Source organism: Pigmentiphaga humi (assembly GCF_900606115.1).
Taxonomy (GTDB): domain Bacteria; phylum Pseudomonadota; class Gammaproteobacteria; order Burkholderiales; family Burkholderiaceae_B; genus Pigmentiphaga; species Pigmentiphaga humi.
This window is the reverse complement of sequence record NZ_UWPJ01000029.1, coordinates 72007-84327: the sequence shown is the minus strand read 5'-3', so window position 1 is coordinate 84327 and position 12321 is coordinate 72007. Positions and strand designations below refer to the sequence as shown.

Below are 12321 nucleotides of genomic sequence, written 5' to 3'. Positions count from 1 at the left end.
GAGTCCTCCACCATGCAATTGAATCTGATCACCCGCGCAGAAACCATCACGCGCGACGCCGCCATCGGCCATGCCGTCATCGCCGGCTGGACCGGCCGCGACCGCGCCGCGATGGAAAAACACATCGCCGAACTGGAGGAGCTGGGCGTGCCCCGTCCGGCTTCGACCCCCATGTACTACCGCGTGGCGGCCGCGCGCCTGACCACCGCGCCGGCCATCGAAGTCAGCGGCGAAGACTCCAGCGGCGAAGCCGAATTCGCGGTGCTGCGGCTGGACGGCCGCCTCTGGATAGGCATAGGTTCGGACCATACGGACCGCAAGGTCGAAACCATGGGCGTGGCCATTTCCAAACAGCTCTGCGACAAGCCCATCGGCCGGGACTGGTGGCTGTTCGACGACGTCGCCGCCCATTGGGATGCACTGCGCCTGCGCGCGCACATCGCCGAGAACGGCAGGCGCGTGCTATATCAGGAAGGCCCCGTCACGACCATGCAGGATCCGCGCGAGCTGATCGCCGGCTATGCCGACAACCGGGGCGAACTGCCCGAGGGCGGACTCATGTTCTGCGGCACCCTGGCGGCCCTGGGCGGCATCCGCCCCGCCGCCGAATTCGACGTCGAATTGCACGATCCGGTGCTGGAGCGCACGCTACGCCACGCCTACCGCATCGACACGCTGCCGGTTGCCGGCTGACCCGACAGGAACAGGAGAAAGCACCCCATGCCCGTCACCAAAAAGCACGACGAGTTCCACACCCTAGACATGGACGGCGGCTGGCAATTGCCGGCCGGCTACGACCCCGCATCGGGCGCCATGGAGAAAATCCTGTCCGGCTCGCTGGACGAGCTGAACAAGCAGGGCAGCCGCACCCGCCTGCTGCGCTTCCCGCCCGGCTTCCATACCGGCCAGCCCATCGTCCACGACTACTGGGAAGAAGTCTTCCTGGTTTCCGGCGACCTGACCGTGGGCAACGACGCCGACGGCAACGGCGGCACGCCCTTCTCCGGCTATACCTATGCCGTGCGCCCGCCCGGCGCCTGGCATGGTCCGTTCAAATCCGAAGGCGGATGCCTGCTGCTCGAAATACACTATTACGATCCCGCCTGACCGAGAACCGACGATGCCGCTTCTGCCCCCCCTCGACGCACTGAGCCAGGCCCTGCAAGCCGGCCAGGTCACCAGCCGCGCACTGGTGCAGGACTGCCTGGCGCGCGCCGGGGACCCATCCGGCGAAGGCGCGCGCGTCTATATCTCGCTCGACGCCGAGGCGGCGCTGCGCACCGCCGACGACATCGACCGCGCCCGCGCGCGCGGCGACCGGTCCCGGCCCTACGCCGGCATCCCAATCTCGATCAAAGATCTGTTCGACATCGCCGGCCAGGCGACCACGGCCGGTTCGCGCGTGCTGGCCGGCAATCCGCCCGCCGCACGCGATGCCGCGGCCGTTGCGCGCCTGCGCGCGGCCGGCTTCGTCATCATCGGCCGCTCCAACATGACCGAGTTCGCCTATTCCGGGCTCGGCCTGAATCCGCACTACGGCACGCCGCTCAACCCCTACGACAGGCAGACCGGACGCATCCCCGGCGGCTCGTCCTCGGGCGCGGCGATTTCCGTCACCGACGGCATGGCCGCCATCGGCCTGGGCACGGACACCGGCGGATCGTGCCGCATTCCCGCCGCCCTGACCGGCCTGGCCGGTTTCAAGCCCACCGCCGCGCGCGTGCCCGCCGACGGCGCCTTCCCGCTGTCCACGACGCTCGACAGCATAGGCGGCATCGGCCGGACCGTGGACTGCTGCGCGATCTTCGACGCCGTGCTGGCGGGCGAACCGGTCGATCTCGGCGAACGTCCCGCGCTGGCCGGACTGCGCCTGGCCGTGCCGCAGACCGTCGTGCTCGACGACATGGACACGGCCGTGGCAACCGCCTTCCAGGACGCGCTGCGGCGGCTTTCGCAGGCGGGCGCCGCCCTCGTCGACCTGCCGTTCGCGGAGTTCGGCGAACTGGCGCAAATCAATGCCAAGGGCGGCTACACCGCCGCGCAAGCCTATCCGCTGCACCGGGACATGATGGCGCGGCACGGCGCGCAATACGATCCGCGCGTCAGGACCAGGATAGAAAAGGGTGCACAACTGACGCCCGCCGACCTTGCCGAGCTGAACGAGCGCCGCGCCGGCTGGATCGCGCGCGCCGCGGGCCATTTCGCCGGCGTGGACGCGATCGTCTGCCCGACGGTGCCGGCCATCGCGCCCGCACTGGCCGACCTGACGGACGACGCGGCCTATGCCCGCGCCAATATGCTGATGCTGCGCAATCCCTCGATCATCAATTTCCTGGACGGCTGCGCGATTTCCCTGCCCTGCCATGAACCCGGCAGCGCGCCGGTGGGCCTGATGCTGGCGGCCCCCCGCGGGCAGGACCGCCGGCTGCTCGCCATCGCGCGTGCGGTGGAAGCAGGGCTGGCCGCGCGCTGAGCAACGACGGGCCGCGCCGCCACCCCTACTTGCGGCGCGCGAACTCGAGGTAGTCGGTGTCGAACACCATGCCCCAGCCGGGCGCCGTGGGCAGCGTGTAGTAGCCATCCACGAACGGCCGCTCGGGCTGGTTGGCGACCAGCTTGTAGAAGAACGGATCGCGCCAGGGCAGCATGACTTCGGCATAGCGCCCGTTGCTCACGCCGGCGGACATCATCAGGCCGATCTGCGGCTCCAGGTGCTGCATGGCCGTGACGTTGAACGCCGAGGCCATCATGGCCACGCGGCGCCACTCGGTGGGACCGCCGCCCCAGCTCGCGTCGAAATTGCAGATGTCGATCGCGCCCGCGGTCAGCAGGTCGCGGCAGCCGAAGCGCGACAGCTCGCTCTGGCCGGCCGCGGTCGGCACGCCGCCCACCGCGCGCACCACCGCCATGTCGGCGCGGTCGTTGTCCCACCGGCAGGGTTCCTCGAACCACGCCAGGTTCAAGTCGCGCGTGCGGCGCACGAACTCCAGCGCCTGTTCGCGCGTCCAGCCCTGGTTGGCATCGCAGGCCAGCGTGAACGCATCGCCGCCGGCCTTGCGCACGGCCTCCGCCCGCAGGGCGTCCTCGGCCGGCGTCTTGCCGCCTATCTTCAGTTTCAGCCCATGAATGCCGAAGGCCTTCAGTTCCGCGACTTCGTCGGCCAGCGCTTCCAGGTCTCCGCTCTGGCGGTAATAGCCGCCCAGCGCGACCACCGGCACGCGCTCGCGCGCGCCGCCCCATAGCAGGTGCAGCGGCGCGCCGGCGAGCTTGCCGACGGCATCGTGCATCGCGCTGTCCACGCAGGCCTGGGCGCGCAGCGCCACGCGCCGGTCGCGCAGGAAGGGCTCGGTGGACCGGCGCGCCGCCGCCCACGCGTCGTCGATGGCGGCCACCCGCTGTCCCCGAAGCAGCGGCTCGAGCTCATCGTGGATCAGCCGGATGATGTCCGCCTGCAGTTCGTCGTCGTTGGCGTTGAAGCATTCGCCGACCACGCCGGCATCGGTGTGCACGCGCGTGACGATGGTGCAGCGATGCGTCAGCTTGAGCGTCGAACCGGTCGCCGCGCGTTCGAGCGGCACCTTCAGGGGAATGGTCTCGATACGGGTGATGCGGGCATCGGCCAATGGAGACGCGGTGCCAGTAGCGGAAGAAGTCATGACTGTCCTTTGCCGGGTTCGAGGGTATGGATGCGCTCGCACATGACCCGGAGCGAATTCTGGAAACAGGGGCGAACGCGGCCGGACCACTCGGTGGCGCGCACGGCAAGCCAGGCCGGATGCGTTTTGACGTCGGGCGTGGTCAGTTCATAGCACGCCACCGACCGCGGCAGTCCGCCGGCCGAATGCGCCACCAGCCGGCGCGCGCGCACGTTGCCCTCGACCGCGGCCAGGCCCGGCAGGTGTTCCTGCCGGTACCAGTTGTCCAGTTCGGTCGCGGCATCCGGCCGCAGGTCGGTCTCCACCACGTAGTGATAAGGCGCGGCCTGGCCGCTGGAAGCGCCCGGCAGATCCTGCACGGACGCCAGTTCCAGCACGGCCGGATCCGTGCCCGGCAGGCGCAGGCGCGCCAATTCGGCCAATGCCGCCACGACCGGCGTGCGGTCCTCGGTGCCTTCGGCGAACCAGAAGTACAGGTAAAGCGCCGAACCGTCCAGCGCACGGTTGGCGTCCACGCACGCCAATTGGCCGGGATGCCGCGCCACCGCTTCCGCGGCCAGAAGCTCGATGGCCGCAGTGTCCTGCGGCGCCGGGGTGTACCGCAGCAACAGCGCGGCAATACTCATATCCATTTCCTAGATCTAGGTAAAGTAGGTTTCGGACACAGCGGATGTTCTGACCCAGGGCACAGCGGATCCGGCTTCGCCGGTCCGTTCGTTACGCCCCCTGGGGCCCGGCGCCGGGCCGCCCCGAGGCGGGCCCAGGCCCCCTCGGGGGGCTGCCGCGTAGCGGCTGGGGGCCCACCACTCCGGGCGCGCGTAAGCGCGTAGGGGGGACCAATCAATCGGCTTGAATGCCCAGCCGCTTGATCAACTCCGCCCACTTGGTGGTCTCGCCCGCCATGAACTTGCCGAAGGCTTCCGGTTCCAGGTAGGCGACCGACGCGCTCTCCGCCTCGAGGCGCTTGCGCATGTCGGGTTCGGCCAGGATCTCGCCTATCGTCTTGTTCAGTTTGCCCACGATGGCGGGCGGCGTGCCGGCCGGCGCGAGGATGCCCCACCAGTTATCGCCATCGTAGCCGCTCAGGCCGGCTTCCTCGACCGTCGGCACGTCGGGCACGACCGGCTGCCGCTTGGTCCCGGTCACAGCCAGGGGCCGCAGGCGATTGGCCTTGACGTGCGGCAGTGCCTGCAGCACGGTGCCCACCGAAACCTGGGCATGCCCCGCGGCCACGTCGGCCAGCGCCGCGCCCGCCCCCTTGTAGGGGACGTGCGTCATCGAAATGCCGGCGCGGCTTTCGAACAGTTCGCTGACCAGGTGCTGCGAACTGCCCACGCCCGACGAGACATAGTTGAGCTTGCCCGGATTGGCCTTGGCGTAGGCGATCAGCTCAGGCAGCGTCTTGACCGGCAGGCCTGGATAGACCGAGATCAGCAGCGGCGCCGTCGCCAGCCTGGCGACCGGCGCGAAATCCTTGGCGGGGTCGTAAGGCAGCTTCTTGTACAGCGTCGAGTTGGCCGTGTGCGGCGTGGAGATCAGCAGCAGCGTATAGCCGTCGGGGCGCGACTTGGCCACCAGGTCGGTGCCGATGGTGCCGCCCGCGCCGCCGCGGTTGTCGACGATGAAGGGCTGGCCCAGGCGCTTGGCCAGTTCCTCGCCGATCAGCCGGCCGACGATGTCGTTGCTGCCGCCGGGCGCGAAGGGAATCACCAGGCGAACCGGATGATCGGGATAGGCTTGCGCCTGCGCGGTGCCGCTCGCGGCGCCGGCCAACAGCAGCGCCAACGGCGCCGCGAGTCTGCGGATCGAATGCATGGGGTCTCCTGAAAGGGCTGCGCGGCAGCGGGCTGCATGCAGCGTTTTATCGATGGCCGGCATTGTGCGGACAGGCGATCCATTCATCAATAAAATAACCTCAACATCTGATATCCGATAATTAAATACCATGGATCTGCAGCAGCTCGAATCGTTCGTCCACGTGGCCGAACTCGGTAGCCTGACGCGCGCGGCCTCGGTGCTCGGCGTTTCCCAGCCTACCCTGAGCCGCCACATCCGCCTGCTGGAACAGGATCTGCACACCCACCTGCTGACCCGCACCGGCCGCGGCGTGGAGCCCACCGAATCGGGCAAGTGCCTGCTCTCGTACGGCCTGGCCATCCTGAAGCTGACCCGGCAGGCCCGCACCGACATCCAGGCGCTGCGCGGCCAGCCCACCGGCCGCCTCACGGTCGGCCTGCCGCCGCGGGTGGCCCACGTGCTGACGCCGGAGCTGGTCAAGCAGTTCCGGCGGCGCTATCCGCAAGCCTCGATTTCCGTATCGGAAGGACTCAGCGCCGCGCTGCGCGAAGACCTGATCCTGGGCAAGATAGAAATCGCGCTGCTGTTCGATCCGTCTCCCAGCCCCAAGCTGGAGTACCGCAGCCTCTACCGCGAGGACATGGTGCTGTGCGGGCGGCCGACCGCCGATTTTCCGCTGCCGGCGCATCTGCAGGCGCGCGAGCTGGAGCGCTATCCCGTACTGGCGCCCAGCATTCCCAACGCGATACGCGCGGTCATCGAGGCCAACTGCCGGCCGCACGGCATCAAGCTCAACGTCGTGGCCGAAGTCGACGCCGTCCATACCCTGCTCAAGCTGGCCCAGAGCGGACAGGGTTATGCCATCGTGCCGCGCAGCGCGGCGCCCGCCTCCACCACCCGCGCGGGCAAGCCTTTCCACGTATCGGCCATCGGCGCCCCGCGCATACTCAACGACCTGGTGCTGGCCACCGCGCGCGACCGGCCGCTGTCGCAGCTCGCCCAGGGCACCGTGGCGCTGCTGGCCGAGCAGGACATCGGCCGGCTGCTGGGAACGGGAGCTGCCAGGAACAGTTGAAGCCCGACTGCCGGCCCGTTCTCCGGTAGCATGCCCACCCATGACCTTGCTGACTTTCTTTCTGTTCCTCGTCTGCGTGGCCGTCGCCGCGTATTGCCAGACGCTCACGGGTTTTGCGTTCGCCCTGCTGCTGCTGGGCATGGTCGGCGCGCTGGGGATCATGCCCATCACCGATGCCGCCAACGTGGCCAGCGTCCTGAGCCTCGTCAATGCCTGGGCCTATTGGCGCTACCACCGCATTTCATTCGATTGGGAACTGCTGCGCCCCATTCTCGCCAGCAGCCTGCTCGGCGTGCTGGCGGGAGTGATCGTGCTGGCATGGCTGAGCAACAACGCCATGCACGTGCTGCGCCTGACGCTCGGCGCGGCCATCATCGGATGTTCGCTGCTGCTGCTCGCGCAGCGCGCGCCGCGCCCACGCCCGTCGGGCAAGCCCGCGCTCTGGTTCTACGGCACGCTGTCGGGACTGCTGGGCGGCCTGTTCTCCACCTCCGGCCCGCCCATGGTCTACCACCTGTATCGCGAGCCCATGGACAGGGGCCGCGTCAAGGAATGCCTGTTCATCATGTTCGCCGCCAACGCCGCCCTGCGCCTGGTGCTGGTGGCCGGCAGCGGCGAACTTTCGTGGCGCTCGCTGCTCCTGGCGGTCTCGGCGATCCCGGCGGTGGCCGGGGTGTCCTGGTGGCAGGCCCGGCATCCGCCGCGTTTTTCGCGCCGGGCGGTGGAGTGGCTGGTATGCGGCCTGCTGATCCTGTCCGGGGCGAGCCTGATCTGGGCCACCCTGGCAGGCTGAACGCGGCGGCACTGCCAGTGCCGCGCGCCTCCGCTACTGCGGCTGCACCCCCAATTCGCCGAACAGCTTGCCCTTGGTTTCGTAGTTCTTGCGCGCCTCGGCGGCAAAGGGCTCGCTCCTCATGGGCACCACCGCCGCGCCCTGCTTCTGCGCCGCGGTTTGGTATTCCTCGGTTTGCACCGCCTTCATGCACATGTCCTCGAGCTTGCCGATCACCGGTTTCGGCGTGCCCTTGGGGGCGTAGACGCCCTGGTAGCCAGTGAAGAAGCTGGAGTAGCCCAATTCGACGACCGATGGCACATCCGGCAGCGCGGGATGGCGGCGGTCCCAGAACACCGCCAGCGGACGCACGTCGTTGCGAGACGCGACCGACACCACCGAATTGATGGTGAACTCCAGGTCTCCCGCCAGCAGCCGGAGCAAATTGGGGCCGTCGCCACGGTAGGCGATGTCCTGCACTTGCACACCCGCCTGTTTGGCCAGGGTCAGCATGTTGAGATGAACGTCGGTATACGTGCCGGAATGCCCGTAGTTGAATTTGCCGGGGCTCTTGCGCGCCGCGTCGAGCAGGTCCTCCAGCCGCTTGTACGGCGAGTCTGCGCGAACCGCCAGCACGAAGGCGTTGACGTTCAACTGGCAGACGAAATCGAAGGAGTCGAAGGTATAGGACAAGTCCTTCTGCGTGTAGGGCAGATTGGTCATGACGATAGAGGGCCCGATCATCAACGTATAGCCATCCGGCTGGGCCCGCGCCACCGAAGCGGCGCCGATGGCCCCCGAAGCGCCCTCCCGGTTGATGTAGACGAACTGCTCGCCGCCCTGCTTGCCCATCGCCATGGCGAACACGCGGAACAGCGAGTCGGTCCCGCCGCTGCCGAACGGATAGATCAACTGCACCGGCCGCGTCGGATAGCCGTCCTGCGCGGCTGCCGGTCCGGCCAGAGAAAACAGCACTGCGAACACCCCCGCCCATTTTGCGCTTCTCATGATGCGATCACCCCGATAGTCTTGACTTGCCTTGGACACTGCCTTCGATGGCCGGCCTGGCTAGGCATCCACCCTCTGAACCTTGGTCGACGGCCATATGCGGCCGTACAGATACGTCAGGATCTCGCCGCAGGTAATCGGCCTGTCCCCCGCCACCGAGGTGGCGAACTTGGGCGGCTCGGCCGCCTTGTCGCGGTCCGGGTTGGACAGCAGCGGCGTAATCACCGCGTCGAAGTCCGGCGTGGCGAAGAACGGCATGGAATAGCGCTCCAGCCCATAGCGATTGATCACGCGGTGCGGCGTGGCGGCATACATGCCGTCGGTCCATATCTTCATCATCTCGCCGATATTGATCACGAAGCTGCCGCGCAGCGGCGGCACGGTGATCCAGTCGCCGGCCGGGCTGAGGATCTCCAGGCCGCCGACCTCGTCCTGCGCGAGAAAGGTGAAGGCTCCGGAATCCGTGTGCGGCCGCGTGCCCAGGTGATCGCCGGACTCGGTCGGCTCCTGCGGGGGGTAATGCATGATGCGCAGCTGCATCATCGGACTCTGGAAATACCGGGTAAACGAATCCGGCGGCAGGTCCAGGCCGACCGCGAACATGCGCAGGAACGTCTGCGACAGCACCGACATGTCCCGGAAGTAGGCGAGCATCTCCGTCTTGAGTTCGGGCAGCGACGCCGGCCACTGGTTGGCGCCGTGCAAGGGCTTGCCGGCCAGCACGGCCGGATGGTCGGGCGGCAGTTCGGTGTGGATCTGGAAGGCTTCGTGCAGATTGCCCTTCAGGCTCGGATCCGCGCCCATCATCTTGAACGGCAGATAACCGCGGTATTTGTCGGACAGCGCCAGGCGAATCGCCATCTTCTCTTCCAGCGGCAACGCGAAAAAGCGCTTGGCGACGTCGAACATGGCGTCGATGCGGCTGGCCGGCATGCCGTGGTTCACCACGTAGAAGAAGCCGATGCTGTGGGAGGCCTCGGCGATGCGGTGGGCAATGTCGCGGTACGCCGCCGGATCGCCGGATTGCAGCACCGACAGATCGATGACAGGTACTTCGTGGGCAAAGACTTTCTTGAACTCGGGCAAAGCCATGATCATCCCCAAGCAAATGCGGACATCCCGTCCGCGCCGATTGCACGAATGCAGAAACCCGTGGCGCTAGCCTGCCGCGCCCTGGCGCGCCGCCGCCACTTCCTTGGCCAGCCGCATGCAGGTCATCGCAGCCGGGAAGCCGCAATAGACCGCGGCGTGCAGAAAGACCTCCGCGACCTCCTCCATCGTCACGCCGTTGTTCAGCGCGCCTTCGATGTGCGTCTTCAGTTCAGTGGGGCGATTCTGCGCGGCCAGCATGGAAATCGTCGCCAGGCTGCGATCGCGCAGGCTGAGCTGGCCGCGCGACCAGATGTCTCCCCAGGCGAACTCGGTCAGATACTTCTGCAGGTCCGCGTTCAACTCGCCCTGCGCCGAGGCCACCCGCTGCGCCACCGGCATCTCGCCCAGCACCTGCTTGCGCGTGGCCAGGCCCTTGGTAAAACGTTCGTCCATCGTCACTCTCCAGATACGGGCCGCCTCAAGCCGCGGCCCCGTCCGCCGGCGCCGCCACGCCGGCCAGCGCGCGATCCACCAGGGAAGTGGCCGCATCGAAATCGTAGGTCCGGAACATGTTCTGCTTGACCAGGAACGACGCCCCGCCATAGAACTTCTCGTACTGCTGGTGGCGGCCGGCGAACTCGCTGCCGATCAGGTCCCAGGCCATCTTCAACAACGCCACGCGGTCGCGTGCCGGATAGCCCGGCGAAGCGATGTAGCGCTCCAGGTCGCGCGCCACATCCGGGTGGTCGAAATCGGCCAGCGACGACGGCAGCATGATCATCGAGCCGCCCGACAGCTCGCGCAGCATATCCACCATGCGCGAATTCAACTGGCCTTGCAGCGACATCACCGCGTACAGCGCCGACTTGGCCGGCCAAACCACGCCGTCGCCATCGACGGTCGCCCGGCTTTCCTGGGCGTCGATCATCAACTCGACGATGGTCGCCTGGGCCGCCAGTTCGCCCAGCTGCTGGCGCACCGGCGGCATGGCGTCCACGCCGGTGATCTCGGTTATCCGCTTGGCCAGTCCCAGCAAAAAGCGCAGCTTGGTCGCGTAGCGCACCTGAGCCTGGTAGTTGCCGTACGAATGCGCCGGCGTCTTCCACCACTGGTTCCAGCACACGTCCAGGTTCCGATAGATGAAAACGTGCTCCCAAGGCACGAACACGTCGTCGAGCACCAGCAGCGCGTCGGTCTCGTCGAATCGCGCGGACAAGGGATAGTCGCGTGCATCGCCGCCGTGGGCGAACGATTTTCGGCTGTAGACCTTCAGGCCCGGCGCATTCATCGGGATGACGACACCGAACGCATAGTTCTCATCGCCGGGCTGGAGCGGATGGATACAGCTCACGTATATGTAGTCGGACAACACCGCGCCCGTGGCCAATTGCTGCGCCCCCTTGATCACGATGCCGCCGTCGCGCTCGGCCACGACGCCGGCGTACAAGGTCGGATCGGACTGCTGGTGCGCCGGCTTGCTGCGGTCGATCTGGGGCGGCACGATGGCGTAGGACACATACAGATGCCGGTCCCGGGCGAATTGGAAAAAACGTTCCACGTTCTCTCCATAGCCCGCCCCGGCCGAGGCGAACAGCGCCGGCTTGGCGGCGAACCCGGAAAGAAAACCGGCCACGTGATCGGGCGTGCGCCCCATCAGCCCGCACGTCGCTTCGGCCCAGGCCGCGGACATGCCGCGCGCCGCGCGCAACTCCTCCACCGAGCGGGGGACGCGATAGCAATGCAGCGCACGCCTGCCGGTGCCATCGACCTCGTACGTCATGCTGTCGATGTTGTCGGGGCAAGCCGCGAGATCGTAGAGAGACGCTACGGACTCGACCGCCCCACGGAAAGCCGGGTGCGCGGCCACGTCGCGGACCACCTCCCCGTTGTAGTACACGGTGCGGCCGTCGTCCCGGATGGCGTCGACGTAATCGGCTCCGGTGCGCAGCCCTCCAGGCAGGACGGCAGACCTCGGGACGGGCATGTTCATGCGGCTCTCCGAACAACACGATCGTTCGTGGAAGGAAAAGGAAACGCATCCAGCAGCAAGGGAACGGGCATCCGAGACACGCACGATCGCCCGCACCGGTCCCCGTCGCCAGCTGCGCGCCGCGGTTTCGCCGAACCCTTTACAACATCCTAATTACGACCATATATATCTGTCAACTAGTTTAGTTAACTAATATAAATACGAGAATGAGGGACGCTGATTACAATGCCGGAGCCGCCATGCACGCTGCGGTGCGGCCACGACAGCACAGCCCAAAGGAGACCACGAGGTGGCGGACACCATAGACGCTCAAAGACTGGAGAAACGCCGCCAGGCCACCGTCCGGTCCCGCTCGCGCAAGGACAAGCACGTCTATTTCAAGGGCATCGCCAGCGCTCGCTACCTGCTGCGCAAAGTGTTCCGCATGGTCGAGGAACAAGCCAGGCAGGCGCACATCGACCCGCTTGCGCACCAGGCGCTGATCCAGGTCTACGGAAGCCCCAGCAAGAGCCTGCGCGTCAAGGACATCGCCGACCGGCTCGACATCTCCCAGGCCTTCGCCTCCAGCCTGGTGCGCGCGCTGGTCGACAGCGGCCATGCCGTCCGCAGCCGCGAAGGCGAAGACCGGCGCGAGACCCGGGTCACCGTCACCGACACCGGCATCGCCCTGCTGACGGGCATCGACGCCGCCGTCCAGGCCGATGTCGACGCGTTTACCGGCAGCCTCAGCGAGGAGGAAAAGGAACAGGCTCTGTCCATTCTGCTGTTTTATGCTGGGACGTCTATTGAGTACGCTGGCGATACGGCCTGATGGGGCAGACCCCACTAATAGGGGCACATGGCCGACCGCGCATCTCGCAACCAACGCTCGTCGTGGCTGAACGCGCTGCGTTTGCCGCTACCCGGAGATAGCCGCCCCAAGACCTGGCCG

At 67.2% G+C, this 12321-nt stretch carries 13 protein-coding genes; 6 read left to right on the top strand and 7 right to left on the bottom strand.

Annotation, left to right across the window (positions count from 1 at the left end; all coding sequences use genetic code 11):
* The first annotated feature begins 12 nt into the window (after positions 1–12).
* Genes PIGHUM_RS19140 through PIGHUM_RS19130 form a run of 3 tightly spaced genes read left to right on the top strand, consistent with a single transcriptional unit; the run spans position 13 to position 2473 of the window.
* Positions 13–693 (top strand): DUF2848 domain-containing protein, encoded by a 681-nt coding sequence (locus PIGHUM_RS19140; RefSeq protein ID WP_124081310.1) that lies wholly within the window; start codon positions 13–15, stop codon positions 691–693.
* A 27-nt stretch (positions 694–720) separates the two neighbouring features.
* Positions 721–1107, top strand: a complete 387-nt coding sequence (locus PIGHUM_RS19135; protein WP_124081309.1) for a cupin domain-containing protein — start codon at positions 721–723, stop codon at positions 1105–1107.
* A 13-nt stretch (positions 1108–1120) separates the two neighbouring features.
* Complete coding sequence (locus tag PIGHUM_RS19130; protein WP_124081308.1) at positions 1121–2473, top strand: amidase; 1353 nt, start codon at positions 1121–1123, stop codon at positions 2471–2473.
* A gap of 25 nt (positions 2474–2498) precedes the next feature.
* Here the strand turns inward: PIGHUM_RS19130 and PIGHUM_RS19125 are convergent, their stop codons facing one another.
* The 3 genes from PIGHUM_RS19125 to PIGHUM_RS19115 form a co-directional block, all read right to left on the bottom strand.
* A complete protein-coding gene (locus tag PIGHUM_RS19125; RefSeq protein WP_124081307.1) occupies positions 2499–3656 on the bottom strand; it encodes a mandelate racemase/muconate lactonizing enzyme family protein in 1158 nt (385 codons plus the stop codon).
* Positions 3653–4282: a hypothetical protein gene (locus PIGHUM_RS19120; RefSeq protein WP_124081306.1), complete on the bottom strand. Its 630-nt coding sequence runs from the start codon at positions 4280–4282 to the stop codon at positions 3653–3655. The genes PIGHUM_RS19125 and PIGHUM_RS19120 overlap by 4 nt, the downstream gene beginning before the upstream one ends.
* Before the next feature lie 214 nt (positions 4283–4496).
* A complete protein-coding gene (locus PIGHUM_RS19115; RefSeq protein WP_124081305.1) occupies positions 4497–5471 on the bottom strand; it encodes a tripartite tricarboxylate transporter substrate binding protein in 975 nt (324 codons plus the stop codon).
* Positions 5472–5601: 130 nt separating this feature from the next.
* On the opposite strand from PIGHUM_RS19115, the gene PIGHUM_RS19110 reads away from it, so the two are divergent.
* Positions 5602–6528: a LysR family transcriptional regulator gene (locus tag PIGHUM_RS19110; protein ID WP_124081304.1), complete on the top strand. Its 927-nt coding sequence runs from the start codon at positions 5602–5604 to the stop codon at positions 6526–6528.
* Between the two features lie 40 nt (positions 6529–6568).
* The gene (locus tag PIGHUM_RS19105; protein ID WP_124081303.1) at positions 6569–7321 is read left to right on the top strand and encodes a TSUP family transporter; all 753 of its coding nucleotides are present in this window, start codon (positions 6569–6571) and stop codon (positions 7319–7321) included.
* A gap of 33 nt (positions 7322–7354) precedes the next feature.
* Here the strand turns inward: PIGHUM_RS19105 and PIGHUM_RS19100 are convergent, their stop codons facing one another.
* The 4 genes from PIGHUM_RS19100 to PIGHUM_RS19085 form a co-directional block, all read right to left on the bottom strand.
* The gene (locus PIGHUM_RS19100) at positions 7355–8308 is read right to left on the bottom strand and encodes a Bug family tripartite tricarboxylate transporter substrate binding protein (RefSeq protein WP_124081302.1); all 954 of its coding nucleotides are present in this window, start codon (positions 8306–8308) and stop codon (positions 7355–7357) included.
* A gap of 60 nt (positions 8309–8368) precedes the next feature.
* Complete coding sequence (locus PIGHUM_RS19095; protein WP_160142355.1) at positions 8369–9400, bottom strand: isopenicillin N synthase family dioxygenase; 1032 nt, start codon at positions 9398–9400, stop codon at positions 8369–8371.
* Positions 9401–9466: 66 nt separating this feature from the next.
* Complete coding sequence (locus PIGHUM_RS19090; protein ID WP_124081300.1) at positions 9467–9853, bottom strand: carboxymuconolactone decarboxylase family protein; 387 nt, start codon at positions 9851–9853, stop codon at positions 9467–9469.
* A gap of 25 nt (positions 9854–9878) precedes the next feature.
* Positions 9879–11390 (bottom strand): 4-hydroxyphenylacetate 3-hydroxylase family protein, encoded by a 1512-nt coding sequence (locus PIGHUM_RS19085; protein ID WP_124081299.1) that lies wholly within the window; start codon positions 11388–11390, stop codon positions 9879–9881.
* A gap of 289 nt (positions 11391–11679) precedes the next feature.
* Between PIGHUM_RS19085 and PIGHUM_RS19080 the strand changes: the two genes are divergently transcribed.
* Positions 11680–12201, top strand: a complete 522-nt coding sequence (locus PIGHUM_RS19080) for a MarR family winged helix-turn-helix transcriptional regulator (RefSeq protein WP_124081298.1) — start codon at positions 11680–11682, stop codon at positions 12199–12201.
* Positions 12202–12321: the final 120 nt, after the last annotated feature.